Annotated in this window: 18 protein-coding genes and 1 pseudogene; 7 read left to right on the top strand and 12 right to left on the bottom strand. The window is 73.8% G+C overall.

Features of this window, described 5'->3' with window-relative positions; genetic code table 11:
- The first annotated feature begins 162 nt into the window (after nt 1–162).
- The 3 genes from ABT160_RS41940 to ABT160_RS41930 all read left to right on the top strand — a co-directional run bounded on the left by ABT160_RS41940 (nt 163) and on the right by ABT160_RS41930 (nt 5,342).
- The gene (locus ABT160_RS41940) at nt 163–2,160 is read left to right on the top strand and encodes an FtsX-like permease family protein (protein ID WP_351654277.1); all 1,998 of its coding nucleotides are present in this window, start codon (nt 163–165) and stop codon (nt 2,158–2,160) included.
- Between the two features lie 120 nt (nt 2,161–2,280).
- Complete coding sequence (locus tag ABT160_RS41935) at nt 2,281–3,015, top strand: ABC transporter ATP-binding protein (RefSeq protein WP_351654275.1); 735 nt, start codon at nt 2,281–2,283, stop codon at nt 3,013–3,015.
- Nucleotides 3,012–5,342 carry an FtsX-like permease family protein gene (locus ABT160_RS41930; protein ID WP_351654273.1) on the top strand — a complete coding sequence of 777 codons (2,331 nt, stop codon included), beginning with the start codon at nt 3,012–3,014 and terminating at the stop codon, nt 5,340–5,342. The genes ABT160_RS41935 and ABT160_RS41930 overlap by 4 nt, the downstream gene beginning before the upstream one ends.
- A 15-nt stretch (nt 5,343–5,357) precedes the next feature.
- On the opposite strand, the gene ABT160_RS41925 is transcribed toward ABT160_RS41930, so the two are convergent.
- Complete coding sequence (locus tag ABT160_RS41925; protein ID WP_351654271.1) at nt 5,358–6,302, bottom strand: hydrogen peroxide-inducible genes activator; 945 nt, start codon at nt 6,300–6,302, stop codon at nt 5,358–5,360.
- A 129-nt stretch (nt 6,303–6,431) separates the two neighbouring features.
- Between ABT160_RS41925 and ABT160_RS41920 the strand changes: the two genes are divergently transcribed.
- Complete coding sequence (locus ABT160_RS41920; RefSeq protein WP_351654269.1) at nt 6,432–6,986, top strand: peroxiredoxin; 555 nt, start codon at nt 6,432–6,434, stop codon at nt 6,984–6,986.
- 2 nt (nt 6,987–6,988) lie between these two features.
- Nucleotides 6,989–7,525 (top strand): alkyl hydroperoxide reductase, encoded by a 537-nt coding sequence (locus ABT160_RS41915; RefSeq protein ID WP_351654267.1) that lies wholly within the window; start codon nt 6,989–6,991, stop codon nt 7,523–7,525.
- Between the two features lie 73 nt (nt 7,526–7,598).
- On the opposite strand, the gene ABT160_RS41910 is transcribed toward ABT160_RS41915, so the two are convergent.
- The 4 genes from ABT160_RS41910 to ABT160_RS41895 all read right to left on the bottom strand — a co-directional run bounded on the left by ABT160_RS41910 (nt 7,599) and on the right by ABT160_RS41895 (nt 12,559).
- Complete coding sequence (locus ABT160_RS41910) at nt 7,599–8,945, bottom strand: AI-2E family transporter (protein ID WP_351654266.1); 1,347 nt, start codon at nt 8,943–8,945, stop codon at nt 7,599–7,601.
- 133 nt (nt 8,946–9,078) lie between these two features.
- Nucleotides 9,079–9,768, bottom strand: coding sequence for an aggregation-promoting factor C-terminal-like domain-containing protein (locus ABT160_RS41905; protein ID WP_351654264.1), 690 nt, complete (start codon nt 9,766–9,768; stop codon nt 9,079–9,081).
- A gap of 393 nt (nt 9,769–10,161) precedes the next feature.
- Nucleotides 10,162–11,484 (bottom strand): RNA 5'-3' helicase PhoH2, encoded by a 1,323-nt coding sequence (gene phoH2 / locus ABT160_RS41900; RefSeq protein ID WP_351654262.1) that lies wholly within the window; start codon nt 11,482–11,484, stop codon nt 10,162–10,164.
- A 313-nt stretch (nt 11,485–11,797) separates the two neighbouring features.
- Nucleotides 11,798–12,559 carry an isoprenyl transferase gene (locus tag ABT160_RS41895; protein WP_351654261.1) on the bottom strand — a complete coding sequence of 254 codons (762 nt, stop codon included), beginning with the start codon at nt 12,557–12,559 and terminating at the stop codon, nt 11,798–11,800.
- Nucleotides 12,560–12,668: 109 nt separating this feature from the next.
- On the opposite strand from ABT160_RS41895, the gene mgrA reads away from it, so the two are divergent.
- Nucleotides 12,669–13,709 carry an L-glyceraldehyde 3-phosphate reductase gene (gene mgrA / locus ABT160_RS41890; RefSeq protein ID WP_351654259.1) on the top strand — a complete coding sequence of 347 codons (1,041 nt, stop codon included), beginning with the start codon at nt 12,669–12,671 and terminating at the stop codon, nt 13,707–13,709.
- A gap of 314 nt (nt 13,710–14,023) precedes the next feature.
- On the opposite strand, the gene ABT160_RS41885 is transcribed toward mgrA, so the two are convergent.
- On the bottom strand, nt 14,024–15,553 hold the full coding sequence (locus tag ABT160_RS41885) for a DUF2079 domain-containing protein (protein WP_351654257.1): 1,530 nt from the start codon (nt 15,551–15,553) through the stop codon (nt 14,024–14,026).
- Between the two features lie 151 nt (nt 15,554–15,704).
- Complete coding sequence (locus ABT160_RS41880) at nt 15,705–16,460, bottom strand: prepilin peptidase (RefSeq protein ID WP_351654256.1); 756 nt, start codon at nt 16,458–16,460, stop codon at nt 15,705–15,707.
- Nucleotides 16,461–16,602: 142 nt separating this feature from the next.
- Here ABT160_RS41880 and ABT160_RS41875 point away from each other — a divergent pair, with 142 nt between their 5' ends.
- Nucleotides 16,603–16,977, top strand: coding sequence for a DUF192 domain-containing protein (locus ABT160_RS41875; RefSeq protein WP_351654254.1), 375 nt, complete (start codon nt 16,603–16,605; stop codon nt 16,975–16,977).
- A 19-nt stretch (nt 16,978–16,996) separates the two neighbouring features.
- On the opposite strand, the gene ABT160_RS41870 is transcribed toward ABT160_RS41875, so the two are convergent.
- The 5 genes and pseudogenes from ABT160_RS41870 to ABT160_RS41850 form a co-directional block, all read right to left on the bottom strand.
- The gene (locus ABT160_RS41870) at nt 16,997–17,683 is read right to left on the bottom strand and encodes a hypothetical protein (RefSeq protein ID WP_351654253.1); all 687 of its coding nucleotides are present in this window, start codon (nt 17,681–17,683) and stop codon (nt 16,997–16,999) included.
- Between the two features lie 67 nt (nt 17,684–17,750).
- Entirely contained in the window at nt 17,751–19,487 is a 1,737-nt protein-coding gene (locus tag ABT160_RS41865) for a Tox-REase-5 domain-containing protein (protein WP_351654251.1), read from the bottom strand.
- A gap of 146 nt (nt 19,488–19,633) precedes the next feature.
- Nucleotides 19,634–20,425 carry a hypothetical protein gene (locus tag ABT160_RS41860; protein WP_351654250.1) on the bottom strand — a complete coding sequence of 264 codons (792 nt, stop codon included), beginning with the start codon at nt 20,423–20,425 and terminating at the stop codon, nt 19,634–19,636.
- A 119-nt stretch (nt 20,426–20,544) separates the two neighbouring features.
- Nucleotides 20,545–21,741 (bottom strand): putative hexosyltransferase, encoded by a 1,197-nt coding sequence (locus tag ABT160_RS41855; RefSeq protein WP_351654248.1) that lies wholly within the window; start codon nt 21,739–21,741, stop codon nt 20,545–20,547.
- 200 nt (nt 21,742–21,941) lie between these two features.
- A pseudogene (locus ABT160_RS41850) lies at nt 21,942–22,313 on the bottom strand (hypothetical protein); the annotation flags it as partial.

Raw genomic sequence — 22,313 nt, 5'->3', positions numbered from 1 at the left:
GCGTGGGTTTGGTCCCCCGCGGCCCCCCCCCACCACCCCTCCCGCCCGGGCGCGCCCCACCGGTGGCCCCGCGCCCAGCCGCAAACCCCCCCGGCGGGGCCCCCCCGCCCCCCCCCCCCGCCCGCCCCGCCCGGCCTGGCGAAGCTGCCCGCACCCGGCGAGATGTACGTCTCGCCGGCGCTGGAGCGGCTCCTGGACGGGCCCGGGGGCACGCTCCTCAAGGGCCGCTTCCCGTACGAGGTCAAGGGCGTCATCGGCGACGACGGCCTGGTCGGGCCCGGGGAGTACACGTACTACGCGGGCAGCGCCACGCTGGGCGCGGGCGACAGCTCGCGCCGCGGCGACAGCTTCGGCTACGCGGCCTCGCGCGAACGCCCGCTGGGCGGCTTCCTGCTGCTCATCGTGGTCATCACCTGCGTGGTGCTGCTGCTGCCGGTGCTGGTCTTCGTCGCGACCGCCGTGCGCTTCGGCGGCGAGCAGCGCGACCGCAGGCTGGCCGCGCTGCGGCTGATCGGCGCGGACAACGCCATGACCCGGCGCACCGCGGCCGGCGAGGCCCTCGCCGGATCGCTGTTCGGGCTCGCCGCGGGCGCGGTGTTCTTCCTGCTGCTGCGGGTGGCGCTGGGCCGGGCCACGGTGTGGAACGTCAACGTCTTCCCCTCCGACATGGTCCCGGAGTGGTGGCTGGTCGCGCTGATCGTGCTGGTGGTGCCGCTGAGCGCGGTGGCGGTCACGATGGTGGCACTGCGCGGCATCTCGATCGAACCGCTGGGTGTCGTACGGGAGGCGACGCCCCGCCCGCGCCGGATCTGGTGGCGCCTGGCGCTGATCGCGGCGGGCCTGGCGCTGCTGCTGCCGCTGACGGGGAAGGTGCAGTTCAGCGACACGGAGATCGACACGGTGCCGATCGCCGCGGGCGCGGTCCTCGCCCTGATCGGGGTGACGACGCTGCTGCCGTGGCTGGTGGAGACGGTGGTGCGGCGGCTGCGCGGCGGCGGCCCGGTGTCCTGGCAGCTGGCCTCCCGCAGGCTCCAGCTGAGCAGCGGCAGTTCGGCGCGCGCGGTCAGCGGCATCGTGGTGGCGGCGGCCGGGGCGATCGCGCTGCAGATGATGTTCCAGGCCATGCAGTACGACTTCATGCGGCCGACCAACGAGGACACCGCCCGCGCCCAGCTGGAGGCCAGGCTGCCCGCCAGGACCGGCGGCGAGGCCCGGGAGATGATCGAGCGCTTCTCGGCGACCCGGGGCGTGGACGGCGTGATCGGGCTGATCGAGTCCGGGGCGGTGAGCACGGGCCCGGCGAAGAAGGGCGACTCCTTCGGTGCCATGACCGCGCTGACGGTCGGCGACTGCCGCTCGCTGTCGGAGCTGGCGAAGCTGCCCTCCTGCCGTGACGGCGACGTGTTCATCGCGCTCACCCACGGCGACGGCCCCAGCGACTCCTACGTGCGGGAGACCGCGCGCCCCGGCGCCGTGGTGGACGTCCGCGACGACCTGCGCGACCCGGGCGCCGCGCGGGTGCTGTGGAGGATCCCGGCGTCCGCGCGCGAGGTGAGCTCCCGCCTCGACCCGCTGGGCGGCGAGCAGTTCGGCATCCTGGCGACCCCGTCGGCCATCGACGCGCGCACGCTCGGCTCGGCGGTGGCGCACGCGATGATCCGGGTCGACCCGGACGAGCCGGACGCGGCGGAGTACGTACGCAACACGGCGGCGCTGATCGATCCGACGACCCGGGTGGACACGCTGAAGAACTACGAGCGGGACGCCCAGTACGCCAGCGTGCGCCAGGGCATCACGGTCGCCGCCTCGGCCACCATGGCCCTGATCGCGGTGTCGCTGCTCGTGGCCCAGCTGGAGCAGCTGCGCGACCGCAAGCGGCTGCTGTCCGCGCTGGTGGCCTTCGGCACCCGGCGCTCCACGCTGGGCTGGTCGGTGCTGTGGCAGACCGCGGTGCCGATCGGGCTGGGGCTGGCGCTGGCCGTGGCGGGCGGCCTGGGGCTCGGCCTGGTGCTGCTGCGGCTGGTCGACAAGTCGGTCGAGGACTGGTGGGTGTTCCTGCCGGTGGCCGGGGTCGGCGGCGCGCTGATCGTGGCGGTGACCCTGGCGAGCCTGCCGCTGCTGTGGCGCGTGATGCGCCCGGACGGGCTGCGCACGGAGTAGCCGCCGGCGCGCGGGGCCCGCACCTCGGGGGTGCGGGCCCCGGCCCGTTCGCGGCCGGCTTCCGGTGGGGAGACCACTCAGCTATACACTCCACGTATACACACAGCGTATAGTCGGTGCATGAGCACATCCCCTGCCGGCCGTCCCGCCGGTCCCGACGGCTGCGCCCGTCCCGAAGGACCCCCGCTCCTCGTCGCCCGCGACCTGCGCAAGGCGTACGGGGCGACCCCCGCCCTCGACGGCGCCTCCTTCTCCCTCGCGCCCGGCGAGGTCGTCTCCGTCATGGGCCCCTCCGGCTCCGGCAAGTCCACGCTGCTGCACGTCCTGTCCGGGGTGGTGCCGCCCGACGGGGGCGAGGTCCGCTACGACGGCCGCGACCTGTTCGCCTTGGGCGACGCCGAGCGCAGCTCGCTGCGCCGCACCGACTTCGGCTTCGTCTTCCAGTTCGGCCAGCTGGTGCCCGAACTGACCTGCGGCGAGAACGTCGCGCTGCCGCTGCGGATGAACGGCGTGAAGCGCGCCGAGGCCGAGCGCCGGGCCCACGAGTGGCTGGAGCGCCTGGAGGTGGACGGCGTGGCCGGCCGCCGGCCCGGCGAGGTCTCCGGCGGCCAGGGCCAGCGCGTCGCGGTGGCCCGCGCCCTGGTCACCGCCCCGCGCGTGGTCTTCGCCGACGAGCCCACCGGCGCCCTGGACACCGCCAACGGCGACCGCGTGCTCGCCCTGCTCGCCGACGCCGCCCGGGAGTCCCGCGCCGCCGTCGTCCTGGTCACCCACGAGCCGCGGGTCGCCGACCGCGCCGACCGGCAGGTCGTCGTGCGCGACGGGCGCACCCACGCCGAGGAGCGCGCCGCGTGAACACCTGGCTGCGCGACCTCGGGCTCGGGGCCCGGTTCGCCGTGCGCGGCGGCCGCGAGGGCTGGGCCCGCACCCTGCTCACCGGCGTGGGCGTCGGCCTCGGCGTGGCACTGCTGCTGGTGACCGCCGCGATCCCCGGCGCCCTCGGGGCCCGCGACGCGCGCGCCGACGCCCGCGGCGTCGAAACCGCGCCGACCGCCGACCGGCCGGGCCGCGACACCCTGCTGCTCGCCAACGAGGACACCACCTTCCGCGACCGGGAGATCACCGGGCGGCTGCTCCGGCCCGAGGGGCCCGACGCCCCGCTGCCGCCCGGCCTCGACGCCTTCCCGGCCCCCGGCGAGATGCTGGTCTCCCCCGCCCTCGAACGGCTCCTGGCGCAGGACGGGAGCGCGCTGCTGCGCGAGCGGCTGCCGGACCGGATCACCGGCACCATCGGCGCGGCGGGCCTGGTCGACCCGCACGAACTGGCCTTCTACGCGGGCGGGAAGGACCTGAAGCCGCTCGGCATGAAGGTCGTGCGGATCACCGGGTTCGCCGACGACCGGGTCCCCGAGCCGCTGGACGCGACCCTCGTCCTGCTGGTGGTCCTCGCCTTCACCGCGCTGCTCACCCCGGTCGCCGTGTTCATCGCCGCCGCCGTGCGCTTCGGCGGCGAGCGGCGCGACCGCAGGCTGGCCGCGCTGCGCCTGGTGGGCGCCGACGCCCGCTCGGTGCGCCGGGTCGCGGCGGGCGAGGCCCTCACGGGCACGCTGTGCGGACTCGTCCTGGGCGCCGGGTTCTTCCTGCTGGCGCGGCGGTTCGCGGGCGCGGTGGAGCTGTACGGCCTGGGGGTCTTCCCGGACGACCTGGCCCCCTCCGCCGCCCTCGTCCTCCTGGTGGCGCTCGCGGTGCCGGTGGCGGCCGTCGCGGTGACCCTGCTCGCGATGCGCTCCGTGGTGGTCGAACCGCTCGGTGTCGTACGGGTGTCGAAGCCCCCGCGCCGCCGGCTGTGGTGGCGGCTGCTGCTCCCGCTGGCCGGGCTCGCGCTGCTGTACCCGCTGGCGTTCACCGGTGGACAGGGCACCTCCGACACGGAGTTGGTGACCGCCGGGATCCTGCTGCTCCTGGTGGGCGTCACCGCGCTGCTGCCCTGGCTGGTGGAGACCGTGGTGGCCCGGCTCGGCGGCGGCGGTGTCGCCTGGCAACTGGCCGTGCGCAGGCTCCAGCTGAGCGGCGGCACGGTGTCGCGGCCGGTCGGCGGCATCGCGGTCGCGGTGGCCGGGGCGATCGCCCTGCAGATGGTCTTCACCGGCGTGGAGGGCCGGTTCACCGCGGACACCGGCCAGGACCCCCGCCGCGCCGCCCTGTCGGTGGAGGCGTTCACCGGCAGCGACGCCGCGCGCGACGCCCCGGGCCTCGCCCGGCGGCTGGCCGCGACCGAGGGCGTCGCCGGGGTCACGGCGCTGACCTCGGCGCAGCTCGCCACTCGGGCGAAGGACCCGGCGGACACCGCCCAGCTGACCATCGGCGACTGCGCCGCGCTGCGCGAGGTCGCCCGGCTGCCCTCGTGCCGCGACGGCGACGCGTTCGTGCTGCGCGGCGGCTGGGACGACGAGCGGGCGCGGGCCGTCGCCCGCCCCGGACGGGCCCTGTTCGTGGGCCCGGTGCGCTCCGGCCGCCCCGGGAAGCAGTCCCCGGCCGTCGCCTGGACGGTGCCCGCGGGGGCCCGTGACGCCGAGGCGCGCGACACCCCGGGCGGTGGCCGCGAGAGCGGTGTCCTGGTCACTCCCGCCGCCGCCCCGAAGGGCCTGGGCCACCAGGTCGCGGCGCAGCTGTGGGTGCGGGTCGACCCGGCCGTGCCGGACGCGCTCGACCGGGCGCGCACGGCCGTCGCCCGCACCGATCCGCACCTGACGGCGAACGCCCTGACCGCCACCCGGCAGGCGCGGCAGTTCGTCGGCATCCGCACCGGGCTGCTCGCCGGGGCGGTCTGCGTACTGCTGCTGATCGGGGCGAGCCTGCTGGTCACGCAGCTGGAGCAGCTGCGCGAGCGGCGCAGGCTGCTGGCCGCGCTGGTGGCGTTCGGCGCCCCGCGCTCCACGCTGGGCCGGTCGGTGCTGTGGCAGACCGCGCTGCCGGTCGCGCTGGGCCTGGCCCTGGCGACCGCGGCGGGCCTGGCGCTGGGCGCGGTGCTCCAGCGCACGGTGGGCGTGCCGTTCGCGGCGGACTGGCGGGCCGTGGCGACGATGGCGGGCGCCGGGGCCGGGGTGGTCCTGGTGGTGACGCTGCTCAGCCTGCCGCCGCTGGTCCGCCTGATGCGCCCGGAGGGGCTGCGCACGGAGTAGCGCCCGGCCCGCGGCTCAGCGGACGGGGCGGACCGGGAGGGCGGCGAAGGCCTCGCGCAGGGCGTCGGCGAACTCCCGGAACTCCGCCTCCCGCGCCGCCCCGGCCCGCATCGCCAGCGCGATCCGGCGCGAGGGCGCGGGCTCGGCGAACGTGCCCGTGAGCAGCTGGGCGTTGCGCCCGGTCTCCACCGCCACGGCGGTGGCGGGCAGCAGCGAGACGCCGAGCCCGCCGGCCACCAGCTGGACCAGGGTGGAGAGCCCGGCGGCGGTGGTGGTGACCGCCGCGCCCTCGGAGCGCCCGGCCTCCCGGCAGACGTCCAGGGCCTGGTCGCGCAGGCAGTGGCCCTCGTCGAGGAGCAGCAGGTCCAGCTCGCGCAGCGCCTCGCGCGGGATGTCCGTACGCCCGCCCAGCCAGTGGTCACCGTGCGTGACGAGCACGAAGTCCTCGTCGAAGAGCGGCAGTTCGGTGACACCGGGCACGCCGAGCGGCACGGCGAGCAGCAGCAGGTCGAGCCGCCCGGCGGCCAGCCCGTCGAGCAGCGAGGAGGTCTGCTCCTCGTGGACCTGCAGGTCGAGGGCCGGGTAGCGGTCGTGGACCAAGCGCAGCACGTCGGGCAGCAGATAGGGCGCGACGGTGGGGATCACCCCGAGCCGCAGCACCCCGGTGAAGGGGGCGCGGGCCGCCTCGGCCTCCTCCATCAGCTCGCCGACGGCGTCCAGGACGGCGCGGGCGCGCACGGCGAGGCGCTCGCCGGCGGGCGAGAGCAGCACCTTTCGGGTGGTCCTTTCCAGGAGCTGGACACCGAGTGCCTCTTCGAGTGCCGAAACCGCGCCCGAGAGGGCGGGCTGGCTCATGCCGATGGCGGCCGCGGCATCCCGGAAGTGCAGGTGCTCGGCGACCGCGGCGAAGGCCCGGAGCTGGGCCAGACTGGGTTGCTTACCCCTATGTACGGACACCACTGATAACCACCTTCGATCAACGGCCACCAGTCTAGCTATTTCACTGATCAATGCACCCCGTGCCATGCTGGAACCCGTCCAACCCCCACGGAAGACCTCAAAAGGGACTTCCTTCAGCAAGGAGAGCGCGTGCTCACTGTCGGTGACCAGTTCCCCACGTACGACCTGACCGCCTGTGTGTCGCTGGAGAGCGGCAAGGAGTTCGAGCAGATCGACCACAAGTCCTACGAGGGCAAGTGGCGCGTGGTGTTCTTCTGGCCGAAGGACTTCACGTTCGTCTGCCCCACCGAGATCGCCGCCTTCGGCAAGCTGAACGACGAGTTCGCGGACCGCGACGCCCAGATCCTCGGCGTCTCCGGCGACTCCGAGTTCGTCCACCACGCCTGGCGCAAGGACCACGCCGACCTGCGTGACCTGCCCTTCCCGATGCTGGCCGACTCCAAGCACGACCTGATGCGCGACTGCGGCGTCGAGGGCGAGGACGGCTTCGCGCAGCGCGCCGTGTTCGTGATCGACCCGAACAACGAGATCCAGTTCACGATGGTCACCGCCGGTTCCGTGGGCCGCAACCCCAAGGAGGTCCTGCGGGTCCTGGACGCCCTGCAGACCGACGAGCTGTGCCCGTGCAACTGGAGCAAGGGCGAGGACACCCTCGACGCGGTCGCGCTGCTGGCCGGTGAGTGAGCATGGCCCTCGATGAGCTGAAGGCCGCCATACCGGACTTCGCCAAGGACCTGAAGCTGAACCTCGGCTCGGTCATCGGCAACCAGGACACGCTGAACCAGCAGCAGCTGTGGGGCACCGTCCTGTCCTGCGCGATCGCCTCGCGCTCGCCGAAGGTCCTCTCCGAGCTGGAGCCGGAGGCCAAGGCCAACCTGTCGCCCGAGGCGTACACGGCCGCCAAGGCCGCCGCCGCCATCATGGCGATGAACAACGTCTTCTACCGCACGCGCCACCTGCTCTCCGACCCGGAGTACGGCACGATGCGCGCCGGTCTGCGGATGAACGTCATCGGCAACCCGGGCGTGGAGAAGGTCGACTTCGAGCTGTGGTCGCTGGCCGTCTCGGCCATCAACGGCTGCGGCCAGTGCCTGGACTCGCACGAGCAGGTGCTGCGCAAGGCCGGCGTCGACCGCGACGCGATCCAGGAGGCGTTCAAGATCGCCGCCGTGATCCAGGCCGTGGGCGCCACCCTCGACTCCGAGGCCGTGCTCGCGCAGTAAGCGGTACGCGTACGCGAAGGGCCCCGCCGGATCGGATCCGGCGGGGCCCTTCGCGTATGTACTACTGCCCGTCCTACTGCCCGGCGTCCTTCGGCGGCGGGGCCGCCTCGCCCGGGGCCGGGGTGGGTGCCACGTCGAGGGCGCTCGCGCCGCGCGGCTGCGGGGCGGTGCGCAGCGCCTGTTCCCTGCCGTACGCGCGCAGGTAGCCGACCACCGTGTTGGTGACGGCGACCAGCGGCACGGCCACCACCGCTCCCCCGATGCCCGCGATCATGCCGCCGGCCGCGACGGAGAGGACCACCGCGAGCGGGTGCACGCGCACCGCGCGGCCCAGGATGAACGGCTGGAGCACATGGCCCTCGATCTGCTGCACGGCGAGCACCACGGCCAGGGTCATCAGCGCCGTGAACACGCCGTCGGTCACCAGCGCCACCACCACGGCGAGCGCGCCGGAGACGACCGCGCCGACCAGCGGGATGAAGGCGAACAGGAAGATGAACACGGCCAGCGGCACGGCCATGGGCACGCCGAGGAAGTAGATGCCCACCCCGATGAAGATGGCGTCGATCAGGGCCACTATCACCGTGCCGCGCACATAGGCGGTCAGCGTGCGCCAGGCGCGCGGGCCGGCCCCTGCGACGCCCGGGCGGGCGGCGCTCGGGATCAGCTTCAGGGTCCACTGCCAGATGCGCTTGCCGTCGTACAGCAGGAACAGCGTGGAGAACATCGCCAGCAGGATGCCGGTCAGCACCTCGATCATCACGGTGACGCCCTGCAGGCCCGCCGAGGTGATCTGTTCGGTGTTGGTGCCGATGGTGTCGCTGAGGTTCTTGGCGATGTCGTTGATCTGCTGCTCGGTCACGTGGAACGGGCTGTCCAGCAGCCAGCGCTTGAGCTCCTCGATGCCGTCGCGGACCTTGTCCGAGAGGTTGTCGAGGTTGTCCATGACCTGCCACACCACGAACCAGCCGACCAGGCCCATGACGACGAAGCCCAGGATCGCGGTGACCGCGGTCGCCAAGCCGCGCGGCAGCCCGAGCCGCTTCAGCCGGGAGACCGTGGGCTGCAGCAGCGCGGTGATCAGCAGTGCGGCCGTGAAGGCGAGCACCACCAGCTGCACGGCGCTGATCACCTTCATCAGCACCCAGAGCATGCCCGCGAGCACCAGCAGCCGCCAGCTCGCCTCGGCGGCCACGCGCATCCCCCAGGGGATCGCGGCCACCGGGTCGGGCTTCGCGGACACCGCGGGCGCGTAGTCGGGCGGCGGGGGTACGGAGTCGGGGGCGTGGTCCTTGGTGACGGCGACCGGGTCGCCGTCACCGCCGTGGCCCTCGGCCTCGGCCCGGCGCTCGTCCAAGCGCTCTCCCATCCGGGTCACGCCGGCCCCCAGCCGGCCGAGCCATCCTGGCAGTCTTGACATGTTCTTCCTTCTTCCCCCGTCCACTCCCCCTAGACCGTTGTTCGGGTCCCGACCGTACACGCCGGAAGCCCCCCACCGTAGGACGGTGGGGGGCTCCGGGAAGTCGATCGGCCGGCGGGGACCCGGGAGGGGCCTAGTACCAGCTGTTGGCCTGCCAGAACGACCAGGCGCCGCAGGGGCTGCCGTAGCGCTCGTTCATGTAGTTGAGGCCCCACTTTATCTGGGTGGCCGGGTTGGTCCGCCAGTCGGCGCCGGCCGAGGCCATCTTCGAGCCGGGCAGGGCCTGGACGAGGCCGTAGGCGCCGGACGAGGGGTTGGTGGCCTGGTAGTTCCAGCCGGACTCGTGGTCCACGATGTTGCTGAAGCACTGGAACTGGTCGCCGCCGACCATCTGGCGGGCGAGCGCCTTCACGTCGCCGTTGAAGGACGAGGCGCTGAGGTTGGAGATGTCGCTGCGCTCGGACGAGCGGTTGGCCCGCTCCTCCTTCTCCTTGCGCTCCTTCTCGGCCTTGTCGTCCGCGGCTTCCTTCTTCGCCTTGGCGTCCTTGGCGGCCTGGATGCGCGCGGCCTCCTCGGCGGACTTCCTGGCGGCGGTGTCGGCGGCGGAGGCCTGCGCCTCTGCCTGCTGCGACAGGGAGGCCACCTGGACCTGGGCCTGCTCGCCGGCGGGTATGTCAGCGAGCAGCGTCGTGTCGGCGGCAGTGGCCTCGAAGTTGTCGTTCGAGGACTGCGGGTCGCCCGAGGCGACGCCGACGACGGCGCCGACGGTGGTGACCGCGGTGGCCGACGCCACCGCGAATCCCCGGACCGAGATCCGGCTCACACGGTTTCCTTCCAGCAGCACCCCCGTGACCTCGCGGGCGCAATCGTGCCCTTGACACTGGTCTCCGTACTGCGGGGTCACAGGAGACACGGGCCCGGTGGGCGGCTCCTGACGGAGCGCCTCGTGGTGCTGCGGGCGGCATACGGCGTGCGGCTGTTGAGTTGTCTGGTGCTCCGTACCCCTGGAGGTACAGGTGTGCCGTATGCGGGGCCTGACGGAAACCAGACTCTGCCGGAAGGCGACGCCGCGAGGCAATTCCCCGTTGCGTGTGAAAGCTCACACCCCTTCTTCCCCAGGAGTTTTCGGCGTTCACCCGCACGCGAAGGCGCCGCCCGGCTACGCTGCTGCGTTCGCCGGGCGGCGCCAACCGCCTTCCAGGGGGCCCGAATCGGGTCAGAGGTGTCCGTCCTCCAGCATTTCGGTCACGAGCGCGGCGATCTGCGAGCGCTCGGAGCGGGTCAGCGTGACGTGGGCGAAGAGCGGGTGCCCCTTCAGCTTCTCGACCACGGCGACCACTCCGTCGTACCGGCCGACCCTGAGGTTGTCGCGCTGGGCGACGTCATGGGTCAGCACCACCCGGGAGTTGGCCCCGATCCGGGACAGCACGGTCAGCAGGACGTTGCGCTCCAGCGACTGCGCCTCGTCGACGATGACGAACGCGTCGTGCAGCGAGCGGCCCCGGATGTGCGTGAGCGGCAGCACCTCCAGCATCCCGCGGCCCAGCACCTCCTCGATGACCTCCGCGCCGGCCACCGAGCCGAGCGTGTCGAAGACCGCCTGCGCCCACGGGCCCATCTTCTCGGCCTCGGTGCCGGGCAGGTAGCCCAGTTCCTGGCCGCCCACCGCGTACAGCGGCCGGAAGACCATCACCTTCTTGTGCTGGCGCCGCTCCAGGACCGCCTCCAGGCCCGCGCAGAGCGCGAGCGCGGACTTGCCGGTGCCGGCCCGGCCGCCCATCGAGACGATCCCGACCTCCTGGTCGAGCAGCAGGTCCAGGGCGATGCGCTGTTCGGCGCTGCGGCCGCGCAGGCCGAACGCCTCCCGGTCGCCGCGCACCAGCCGGACGTTGCCGTCGGCCGTCACCCGGCCCAGTGCCTTGCCGCGCTCGGACTGGAGCACCAGACCCGTGTGCACGGGCAGTTCGGCCGCCTCCGGGACGTACAGCCGCTCCTCCTCGTAGAGCAGGTCGACCTGCTCGGCGGAGAGGGCCAGTTCGGACATTCCGGTCCAGCCGGAGTCCGTGATGGCCAGCTCGGCCCGGTACTCCTCGGCGAGCAGCCCCACCGAGGAGGCCTTGATGCGCAGCGGCAGGTCCTTGGAGACGACCGTGACGTCGTACCCCTCGGCCTGGAGGTTGCGCGCGACCGCGAGGATGCGGGAGTCGTTGTCACCGAGCCGGTAGCCGGCCGGCAGCACGTTGGGGTCCGAGTGGTTGAGCTCCACCCGGAGGGTCCCGCCGAGCTCTCCCACGGGGAGCGGCGCGTCCAGGCGGCCGAACCTGACCCGCAGGTCGTCGAGGAGGCGCAGCGCCTGCCGGGCGAAGTACCCGAGCTCGGGGTGGTGCCGCTTGGCCTCCAACTCCGTGACCACCACGATGGGGAGCACGACCTCGTGCTCCTCGAAGCGGGCCATGGCGTTCGGGTCGGCCAGCAGGACGCTGGTGTCGAGAACGTAGGTGCGCCTGTCCGGCAGGCGGCGCTTAGTGCTGTTCACCACGAAGGACGTACCCCCTCGGAAGAGGTCGGGCTGCGACTGCGACGGCGTCGCGGGGGGAATGGACCGGGCTCGGGCCACGAAGCGCGGGCCGAACGCCGGCCCTCCGCGTCGTCCGTACACTCACTGCACGGTCGTCCTGGTGCAACGGGCCTCCCGGGCGAGCGGACTCCGTGCCGCTCGCTTCGGAAGGGGTATTCCCTCGAACACGCGCAGCCATGCCACGGCATATGTCGGCGTGTGGATGAACAGAGGGTGACCGGCGTCACCCGGGGGCACGCGGGGCGCGCGCGGCCCGGTGCGCGCCGTCGGCGGCTCAGGTTCCGTAACGCCGGTGGCGGGCGGCGTAGTCGCGCAGCGCGCGCAGGAAGTCGACCTTGCGGAAGGCCGGCCAGTGGACCTCGCAGAAGTAGTACTCGGAGTGAGCGGACTGCCAGAGCATGAAGCCGGACAGGCGCTGTTCACCACTCGTACGGATCACCAGGTCGGGGTCCGGCTGGCCGCGGGTGTACAGGTGTTCGGAGATCGCCTCGATGTCCACGATCTCGGCGAGCTCCTCGAAGCTCGTGCCCCGCTCCGCGTGCTCCAGGAGCAGCGAGCGGAAGGCGTCGGCGATCTCCTGGCGGCCGCCGTAGCCCACCGCGACGTTGACCAGTATCCCGCCGTTGGCGTGGGTGGCCTGCTCCGCCTCCTTCAGCACCGCCTGGGTGCGGGCGGGCAGCAGGTCCATGGTGCCGACGTGGTGGACCCGCCAGCGGCCGTCCGCCGCCAGGGAGCGCACCGCGTCCTCGATGATGCCGAGCAGGGGGACCAGCTGGGCCTCGGGGCGGCTGAGGTTGTCGGTGGACAGCATCCAGAGGGTGACGACCTCGACGTCGGTCTCCGCGCACCAGCCGAGCAGCTCCTGGATCTTGCTGGCCCCGGCCTTGTGGCCCTGCTCGGGGGTGCCCCCGGAGGCCTTGGCCCAGCGCCGGTTGCCGTCCAGGATGACGCCGATGTGCTTGGGCACCTGGTCGTGGTCGAGGCGGCCTTCCACCCGGCGTGCGTAGAGCCCGTACACCAGGTCGCGCAGGTTCACTGTCCTAAACCCCTCCATGCCGCGGCAGTCCCCGAAGCGGCCACATTACTGCGCGGGGGTCACGGCGGCCCAACTCGGTCTGTCACAAGTCCGTGATAAGGAGAGTGGCGTGACTGATTCCTCCGCATACCGCGCCCTGGACGACCGCTACGACTCCATGGAGTACCGCCGCAGCGGGCGCTCGGGCCTGAAGCTCCCCGCGGTCTCGCTGGGCCTGTGGCACAACTTCGGCGACGACCGCTCGCTGGACTCCCAGCGCTCGATCCTGCGCCGCGCCTTCGACCTCGGCGTCACCCACTTCGACCTGGCCAACAACTACGGCCCGCCGGCCGGCTCGGCCGAGCTGAACTTCGGCAAGGTCTTCGCCCAGGACTTCGCCCCGTACCGGGACGAACTGGTCCTCTCCACCAAGGCCGGCTACCTGATGCACCCCGGGCCGTACGGCGAGTGGGGCTCCCGCAAGTACCTGCTGTCGTCGCTGGACGCGTCCCTGTCCCGGATGGGCCTCGACTACGTCGACGTCTTCTACTCACACCGCTTCGACCCGGAGACCCCGCTGGAGGAGACGATGGGGGCGCTCGCCTCCGCCGTCCAGCAGGGCAAGGCGCTGTACGTGGGCGTCTCCTCGTACAACAGCGAGCAGACCGCCGAGGCGGCCCGGCTGCTGAAGGAGATGGGCGTCCCGGCCCTGATCCACCAGCCCTCGTACTCGATGATCAACCGCTGGATCGAGGACGACGGCCTGCTGGACACCCTGGAGGCGGCCGGGATGGGCTGCATCTCCTTCGTGCCGCTCGCGCAGGGCCTGCTGACCGGCAAGTACCTCAAGGGCATCCCGGAGGGCTCCCGGGCCACCCAGGGCAAGTCCCTGGACCCGGGCCTGGCGGGCGACGGCGAGGTGGTCCGGCGGCTGAACGGGCTGAACGACATCGCGGCCCGCCGCGGCCAGTCGCTGGCCCAGCTGGCGCTCTCCTGGGTGCTGCGCGACCCGCGCATGACCTCCGCCCTGATCGGCGCCTCCAGCGTCGCGCAGCTGGAGGAGAACGTGGCGGCGCTGGGCGGACCCGCGCTGACCGACGAGGAGTTGAAGGAGATCGACACCTTCGCGGTCGACACCGCCGGCACCAACATCTGGGCCGGCCGGGGCTGAGTCCCACCGCTCCGTGACGCTCCCCCTCCGGCCCGTTCTCCGGCCCGTCCTGGACGGGAAGAAAAAACGGGCCGGTCCGTGGGGGGGATACGGACCGGCCCGAGGGGGGGTTTCCACCATAACCCTTCGTAAGTGGTGCTGGGTGCCACGGCGTGCCGCAACTACGCTCCGGAATCGCGGAAATGCGGTGCGGGCACGGGAATACCGCGCTCCGGGACGGGAAACGGGGCTGGTACGTACCAACTCCCGTACTCCTCAAGAGGGACCCCCGGGGCCGGGCGCGGGATTGACGCCCCTGGCCGCGGGGAAGGGGCTCAGGCCCCGCGGCCGCCGGGAGCGGCGCGGCGCAGCAGCGTGACGCCGTCGCGGCGGGCCACCAGCCGGTAGCCGTACTTCGTGCGCGCCGCCGCCAGCTCGGCCAGCTGCTGCTCGATCGGGTAGGGCCAGTGGCCCGTCGTGTACGGCCACGCCTCGGGCGCCTGCTCGTCGTGGACGATCCACTCGGCGGTCGGGCGCGGCAGCCGGTCGCGGTCGTACTCGTACAGCCGGCCCTCCACCGGGAAGGTCGGGAAGACCACCACCTGGCAGCGCGAAGTCAGCTGCGGGACCAGGCGGTTGGAGGCGGCGACGGTCGCGCCGTCGGGGATCTTCGCGAGCACCGCGCGGGCCGCCTCGATGTGCGGCGTGGTGCGCCAGGTGGCCCGCTGGAAGAGCTGGGCGAGCGGGAAGGACGGCAGCATCACCAGCGTGACGGCGAGGACCGTGGCCAGCGAGGCGCGGATGTGCCGGGCGCCGCGCTCGGTGCCGCGCCAGCCGCGGAGCGAGTCGATGAGGCCGGCCGTCACCACCGGCATCAGGACCGCGCTGTAGTGGAAGGCGGTGCCCCAGTGGAAGCCGTTCTCCGACATCATCCGCCAGCCCAGGGTGGGCACCGTGATCAGCGCCAGCGGGGAGCGCAGGGCGAGCAGCGCGGACGGGGCGAAGACCAGGACCAGGGTCATGGCCTTGATGTCCGGGCGCAGCGCGTCGAGCGGGGCGTGCGCCAGGGTGCTGAGCAGGGAGCCGTGGCCGTCGGCGAGGTTGCCGCCGTGGGCGTAGCCGCCGCCGGGGTTGAAGTACGGGAGCAGCACCTCGATCTCCACCAGCGAGCCGAGCAGTCCGGCGGCGGCGGTCAGCAGGCCGAGCCGGCGCGGGCCCTTGAGCGCGACGTACACCCCGACGGCGGCCAGGGTCAGGCCCAGGTCCTCCTTGATCAGCAGCAGCGGCGCGGTCCAGGCGACGGCGGCCCTCCAGCGGCGCCGGCCCAGCGCGGCCACGCCGCAGGAGAGCAGCGGCACCGCGAGCGCGACCTCGTGGAAGTCGAAGGCGGCGGCCGAGGCGATGCCCCAGCTCAGCCCGTACCCGGCGGCCACCGCGTGGGCGGCGCCCCGGCCCAGGTCGCGGGCGGCCCAGCGGGCCAGCGGGACCACGGCGAGGGCGAGCAGCGCGGACTGGGCGAGGAGCAGGCACAGCGGGGACGGCCAGAGCCGGTAGAGGGGGGCCAGGACCGCGAGCAGCGGGTGGAAGTGGTCGCCGAGCAGGTTGAAGCCGTCGCCGCGCAGCGGCACGACGGGGGCCTGGAAGTGGGCGTAGGCGCGGACGGCCTGCTCGAAGATGCCCAGGTCGTAGCCGGTGGTGCGGAGCAACTGGTGGCGGCGCACGGCCACGGTGGCGTACACGAGGAAGAGGCCCGCGGCCCACGCCCAGGGCAGCAGCCCGGCGGGGACGCGGCCGGGGAACGCCCCGGCGGCGGCTCCGGGGGCGCCGCCGGGCGACGGGAGGAGCGGCGTCCGGGCACCCCGCACGGCCTCATTGTCAGAAAATGTCCGCATACGTCCGCATGCTAGGTCGCCCACGGCGCAGAACGGCCCGTGTCCCGTGGCGTACGGGACATTCGCCGGAATCTCCCCCTCGTGGGGGGTCCCGGTTTGACAGGCCGTCAGCCGTGGGGGCCGCTCAGCCCGCGTTGACGAAGGCGCCGAGCAGCAGGCCGAGGAAGGCGCCCGCCGCCATGAACGGGCCGAACGGGATCGCCGACTTCCGGCTCGCCCGGCGCAGCAGCATCAGCCCCACCCCGTACACCGCGCCGAACAGGAACCCGGCGAAGGCGCCGACGAACAGCACCTCCCAGCCGTACCAGCCCAGCGCCACGCCCAGCGGCAGCGCGAGCTTCACGTCGCCGAAGCCCATGCCGTTGGGGTTGATCAGGAACAGCACGAAGTACGCGGCGCCCAGCGCGAGACCGCCCAGCAGCGCCGTCCACCACGACCCGGCCGCCCCCGGCAGCAGGGCCGCGCCGCCGAGCAGCACCGCGGCGCCCCCGGCGAGCGGCAGGGTCAGCTGGTCGGGCAGCCGGTGCACGGTCAGGTCGACGGCCGCGAGCAGCACGGTGAAGGGCACCACGAGCAGCCAGACGGCCAGTTCGGGGCGCGGGCCCGCGGCGGCGGCCAGGGCCGCGCAGACCAGCGCGGTGACCAGCGGGGCCGCGACCCGGCCGGTGGGGCCGGTGACGGGGCCCGAGCCGTTGGCGCAGGCGGCGCAGCGGGCGCCGCCGATCCAGCCGCGGGCGGGCCCGGCGAACGGGTGCCCGGCCGGGCAGGCGTCCCGCCAGGACTCCTCCGGCTCGACGGACAGCCGGTAGGCGGCGCGCGGGACGAGCAGCCCGGCGGCGGCCCCCCACAGGGCGGCGACGGCGATCAGCGTGGCGTACACGGGGCCGACCCTAGGCCCGCCCGCCCGCGCCGGTCATGGGCCCAGGGGCCCAAGGCACGGGCCCTGCCGCCGGTGGCGGGGGCCCTGTCGCTGCCGCTGGGCCCTGTCGCTGCTGCCCGGGCACGGACTAGGGTCCGCGTCCATGGGCAAATGGCGTGACGGTACGGGCAGGTTGACGGTCCCCGGGCGAGACGGGGCGGTCCCGGTGGAGGTCGCGGTGGAGGTCGCGGCCTCCTCGCGGACCCGGCGGCGCGGGCTGCTCGGGCGCGACGGGGTGGCGGGGATCCTGATGATCACCCCGTGCAACAGCGTCCACACCTTCCGGATGCGCTTCCCCATCGACGTGGCCTACCTGACCAAGGACCTGACGGTCCTGGACGTCACCACCATGAAGCCCGGCCGGATGGGCCGCGTCAGCCTGCGCGCCCGCCACGTCCTGGAGGCGGAGGCGGGCGCGATGGAGGCGTGGGGGGTGCGCAAGGGGGTCCGGGTGGGGATCGAGGCCACGGGGGCCTGAGGCGCGGGCCGTCGGGGGCTCAGAGCTTCGGGCGGTCCAGCGGGCGCGGGAGGGCCGCCAGGGCACCGGTCGCCCGCAGGGCTTCGGTGGCCGCGAGCACGGTGTCCGTGGCCACCGCTCCGTCCGGGCCCGCGAAGTCCACCAGCAGGCCGCCGTGCGCCACCGGCACCCTGCGGCCCGCGAGTCCGTCGGGGACCAGTGCGGCGCGGGCCGCGGAGAGCAGGACCGCCCGCCCGCAGCGGGGGTCGATCTTGCGCAGGCCCAGGCCCTCCTGGACCGCGCCGAACAGCGCGTCGTCGTGCACGTCGCCCCAGTCGGGGTCGAAGGCTCCGGCGATCGCGGCCAGCACCTCGGGGAGCCGGCCGGCCGGCGGGAGCGTACCGTCCGCGCCGCCCAGGGTGATGCTGACGCTCTGCACCGTCCACTCGTCCTCGCCGCCCGCCATCACGGTCACCCGCGCCCGGGCCGCGCCGGGCCGGGCCGCCTGGAGGATCGCGACCTGCGAGGGCCGTTCCTCCTCGGGCGGGTTGGCGGCGGCGAGGTACGCGGCGACCGCGGCCGGGTCGCCCACCGCCTCGTCCCAGTCCGCGAAGGTCTCCGGGGCGATGCCGCCGAGGTCCCGCAGCAGCGCCCACAGGCGCTCCGCCACCTCGGCGGTGCTCTCCTTGCGCGGACCCCACTGGGCGCGGACGGTGACGTCGGCCATGTGTCGTGCTCCTTCTGCTGGCTTGCCGGCTCCGGGCCCGGCCACGGTACTGCGCCGCCGGGCCGCGCTACGGGACCGCCTGGGTGAACTTCACCTCGACCGGCATGTCCTTGAACAGCTTCTGGGCGGCCTCGTAGGCCTCCTTGTTGGAGAAGTGCCACTCGACGGTCTTGCCCTGGGCGGCCTCCAACTGGCGCCGGGCCTCGTCGAGGAACTTGTCGGCCGTGGGCTTCAGGAACTCGCCGTCCTTGACCATCCCGCCGTACCCGTTCTTCGCCTCCAGGTACGCCTGCCGGGAGGAGTCCCAGCCGTCGAACTCGACGTCCTTGCCCCCCTTGGGGTTCTTGACCACGTACTCCTGACCGCGCCGGGTCCCGGTCACCTGCTCCTGGTACCGCCGCCAGGACTCGGTGATGGGGTTCTCCGGGGGGTTGCGCGGGCGGTTGGCCCAGGCGCCGTCGCCACCGTCCACGTCGCCGACCTTGCGGGTCTTCAGCTTGCCGTCCCAGGACGGCTTGGACCAGTTGCTCGGGTGCTTGGGGTCGTCCGGGTCCATCGCCTCGGCGATGGAGCACTTCCCCTTCTTGTCGTTGTTGTGGACGAGGACGGCCTGGTCGCCGATCACCACGTAGTACGTGGGGATGCCCTCGATGGTCAGGTCGTGGGTGCGCTGGCGCCTCTCGTACCGGAAGACCCCGGTGATCCGCAGCTCCTGGCCGCGCGCGTTCAGCAGCGCGTCCCCGGTCCGCAGGTCGCCCGCCTCGGCCCAGCGGGCCCCCTCCGGCTGCCAGAAGGGGTGCGTGTCGGTGGCCGTGAGGGTCGCCGTGCGCCCCGCCTCGCGGACCGTGAGCCGGACGAACTCCTTGTCCCGCTCGGTGGTGATGGTGTCCTTCACCCGCCGGGTGGTGGTCGTGCGGGTGACGGGGTCGGTGACGAGCACGCGGTCGCCGATCCGGACGCGCTCGATGGGCACCTGGCGCCCGCCCGCCATCACCACGCCGGTGCCGGGCAGGAAGCTGTGCTCCTCGCACTTCTTGAGGGCCAGTTTCAGGCGGTCCTCCGCCTTGTCCAGCGCCTTCCTGTTCTTGATCAGGTTCTTGAGGCCGTCGTAGAGGTCGCCGCCGTGCTTCTTGATGGCCTGGATGAGCTTGTAGGCCTTCTTCCACTTCCACGGCGCCCCGTACTTCGCCGCGAGCTTGCCCACCGCCCCGCCGATCAGACTGGTCAGGATGTTGATCAGCGTCTCGGTACAGGCACCGGCGTCGCCCGTGGTGATGCAGTCGAAGGCCGCCGTGATGCCCAGCTCGTCGGCGAGGATCTTGGCGAGCTCCTTGGCGGCCTGCACCGCCTTGTCCTTGGCGCCGTCGAAGGCCGTCTTCGAGTCGTTGACGTCCTTCTGCGCGTTCTCGAGCTCCTGCTGCTCCGGGGTCTGCTGCCCGTCGTACTCGCCGGGGGCGACCCCGTAGTCGGTGGGGTCGAAGTCACCCGGGCCCGGCGGGTCCTGGGGCTGCTCGCCGTCCGCCTGGGTCGTCCCCCCGCTGCTGCCGCCGCCGGTGTCGCCGCAGTTCCCGCCGCCCGTGATGCGGCACACCTGGGCGCCGATCTTGACGGTGAGCTCCTGGCCGATGCCGGTCGCCACCAGGGCGCCGATGATCGCCACGACCACCAGGCCGAGGCCGACGTACTCGACCGGCGTCTGGCCCCGGTCGTGCTTGCGCAGCCCCAGCAGGCGCGTGCCCGTGCGCGGCGTGCACCGCCGCATCGCGCGTCGGGCCCGGCGGCCCAGACCCCCCAAGCGTGACATGCACGCGACGCTAGCCCAGGGGCCCGTGGGTGTCATGGGCCCACCGACCCCAAGGAGGGCCCAAATATCCAGCTTTTCAGGTGTGTTGACAACAGCGCCCGATCAACTCCGGGCGGTGCGGCGGGGTTCGGCGAACTCCGCTGGACTCAGGGGAGCTTGGCCGTCTGGGCGGTGACCAGCGAGGCGGGCAGCGCCGGCGTCTTCGCGTCGACGAAGTTGCCCGTGTAGAAGGTCACCACCGTGGAGCCCTTGCGCACCAGGTGGAAGACCAGCGGCACCTTGTTCCCCTCGACCGCCCCGGTGACCTGGTAGGTGAACGCGTCCTCGCCGGGTCCCGCCGTGGGCAGTTCCCTGACCTCGCTGTACGTGGACGGGCCGTCCCCGCCGGTGGTGCGGAAGCCCCCGGCGCAGGCCCGCGCGGCGGTGCGCACCGAGGTCATCAGCTGCTGGGCGCCGGAGCCCCGGTGCGAGGTGAGGATCAGGGTGACGACGGACTGGTCGTCCCTGCCCTCCTCGGACTTGTCCATCGCGGTACGGAAGACGGTGGCGGCCGGGGCCGGTTCGGGCGCCCCGTTGATCACCGCGGCGAGCGGCTGGCACTCCGGCTGCTCGGCGCGCTCGGTGCCGGTGTCCTCGCCGCCCTGGAGCGCTGCCACCGAGAAGTTCGCGACCTCGCCGTCGGCGACCGCGACCTTCCCCAGCTGCGTCTTGTCCAGGGTCTTCCCGCCCAGCGCCGGGTCCGCGGTGGGCAGCGGCTTGGGCGGCTCGGACGGCGGCTTGGAGACCGACGGCTTCGCGGCGGCGCCGGTCGAGGGCGACGCGGCGGCGGGCTTGTCGGCCCCCGTCCCCGCGTCGTCGTCCTCGCACCCGGCGGTGAGCGTCACGAGCGCCAGCACCGCGGCAGCCGAGACGACCCGTCGTGCCCTGCCCGTACCCATCCGCGTACCGTCCCGTCTCCCCCGGGCCGCGCGACGGCACGGCCCGGACGGCACGCTAGCAACGGGGAGCGGGCCGGGGCATGGGCCCCAGGGCCTACTTCCGCCGTCCGCGCCGCGGCCTACGGCGGGCCCGGGCCGAGCAGGGTGAAGGCGCCGTAGACGCCCGAGGCCAGGGCGAGGGCGGCCAGGAGCCCGTACCGCGCCCGGGCCCGCAGCCGTACCAGCGCTTGTGCCGCCGGGAGCAGCAGCGGGAAGGCGGGCATGATCAGGCGCGGGCGCGAGCCGAAGTACGCGGCGCCGACCAGCGACACCACCACCGTGGCCACCGTGAACACGAGCACCGGCACCGGCTGGCGCCGGCGCACGCACAGCAGCACCACCCAGGCGAGCAGCGCGAGCGCCGCGACCAGGCCGACGCCCGCGAGCGGGTTGCCGCCCGTCAGGTTGTGCCAGACGAAGCGGGCCAGGGCCACGCCGCCGTCGATGCTGTTGCCCCAGCCGGCCTGGACCTCGAAGTACGCCGTGGGCGAGCCCTGGCGCACCGCCACGAAGACCACGTACCCCAGCCAGCCCAGCGGCGCGAGCAGCGTGCCCGCCACCACCCGCCAGGTGAGCCGCCCGCGCGCCGTGCGCACGATCGCGGTGACGCCGATCGCGGCGATCAGCGCGGCGGCCGAGGGGCGGGTGAGCCCGGCCAGCACGCAGAGCAGGCCCGCGACGATCCACCGGTCGCGCAGCAGCGCGTACAGGCTCCAGGCCGCCAGCGCGGTGAACAGCGACTCGGTGTACCCCATCTGCTGCACGAACGCCGTCGGGTACACCCCCCACAGCGCCGCCAGCGCGATCCCGGCCCGCCGCCCGGCGACGTGGGTGCCGACCGCGTAGATCCCCCAGGCCGCGGCGAGCGAGGCGAGCCAGGCCAGCACCATCCCGGCGGTGGCCGCGTCCAGCGGCGACACGGCGGCGAGCCCGCGCTCCAGCGCGGGCAGCAGCGGGAAGAAGGCCAGGTCGGAGTGGAGGTCGCCGTGCGGCAGACGGATCTCGTAGCCGTAGCCGTGCTCGGCGATCCGTACGTACCAGACGGCGTCCCAGCGGCCCTTGAGGAGGTGGAACCCGTCCTTCCCCGCGACCGCCGCCCACACCGCGAAGACGGCCAGGCCCACCAGGCGCACGGCCGCGTAGCCGAGGAGTGCGCGGCCGGGCCGGGCGGCGGCGGACGGACGGGGCAGCTCCCGCCCGGCGTCCGCCCCGGGCGGGGCGGGGGGTGCGGGCCGGGACGGCGGGTGCGGTGCGGGCTCGGGCGGGGACTCGGACATGGGCTCGATTATGTCGATCATCGGACGGATTTCCCGGTCAGCGCACCAGGAGGCGTCGCGCGGGGCGTCGCGCGGGGCGTCGCGCGGGGCGTCGCGCGGGGTCCTTCGGGCGTACGGGAGCGGGGGCGCGCGGGCCCGCGGACGTACGGACCTGCGGGCTCACGGACGTACGGACGCACCGGCCTCGCGGGCCCGCGGGCTCACGTCCAGGGGGGCGCGTCCGGGCGGCGGTGCCACCACCAGCCGCGCCGGGCGACCTCCGCGCCCGAGCGGGTCAGCGCGCCGAGCAGGGCTCCCCCGTCGTCGGCGGTGTGCGCCCGGAAGAGCGCGTCCAGCTCCTCGGCCGCCCCGGCGAACGGCGCCCGCAGCTCCGGCGGCGCGGCGGCGAGCCGGTCCGCCAGGTCGTCGCGGGCGCGCAGGTCCTCCAGGTACAGCTCCAGCGGGTAGCGGCCCTCGGGCGGCCAGCCGGCGGCGGCCCGGCGCACCAGGCGCTCCCAGACCAGCTGCCCGGCGCCCGCGTCGAACCGCTGCCCGAGGTCCACCGCGCCCGGCCGTTCCCGGTGCCGGTCACC

This window comes from Streptomyces sp. NPDC001941, from assembly GCF_040296945.1.
Lineage (GTDB): Bacteria > Actinomycetota > Actinomycetes > Streptomycetales > Streptomycetaceae > Streptomyces.
The sequence above is the reverse complement of the archived record's forward strand: the minus strand, read 5'-3'. Positions and strand labels throughout refer to the sequence as shown.

What these genes read in the sequence shown, in the direction of transcription:
- ABT160_RS41855 (WP_351654248.1), bottom strand. Translation starts at nt 21,741, where the DNA reads ATGTCCGAGTCCCCGCCCGAGCCCGCACCGCACCCGCCGTCCCGGCCC.
- ABT160_RS41860 (WP_351654250.1), bottom strand. Translation starts at nt 20,425, where the DNA reads ATGGGTACGGGCAGGGCACGACGGGTCGTCTCGGCTGCCGCGGTGCTG.
- ABT160_RS41865 (WP_351654251.1), bottom strand. Translation starts at nt 19,487, where the DNA reads ATGTCACGCTTGGGGGGTCTGGGCCGCCGGGCCCGACGCGCGATGCGG.
- ABT160_RS41875 (WP_351654254.1), top strand. Translation starts at nt 16,603, where the DNA reads ATGGGCAAATGGCGTGACGGTACGGGCAGGTTGACGGTCCCCGGGCGA.
- ABT160_RS41940 (WP_351654277.1), top strand. Translation starts at nt 163, where the DNA reads ATGTACGTCTCGCCGGCGCTGGAGCGGCTCCTGGACGGGCCCGGGGGC.
- ABT160_RS41915 (WP_351654267.1), top strand. Translation starts at nt 6,989, where the DNA reads ATGGCCCTCGATGAGCTGAAGGCCGCCATACCGGACTTCGCCAAGGAC.
- ABT160_RS41910 (WP_351654266.1), bottom strand. Translation starts at nt 8,945, where the DNA reads ATGTCAAGACTGCCAGGATGGCTCGGCCGGCTGGGGGCCGGCGTGACC.
- ABT160_RS41870 (WP_351654253.1), bottom strand. Translation starts at nt 17,683, where the DNA reads ATGGCCGACGTCACCGTCCGCGCCCAGTGGGGTCCGCGCAAGGAGAGC.
- ABT160_RS41935 (WP_351654275.1), top strand. Translation starts at nt 2,281, where the DNA reads ATGAGCACATCCCCTGCCGGCCGTCCCGCCGGTCCCGACGGCTGCGCC.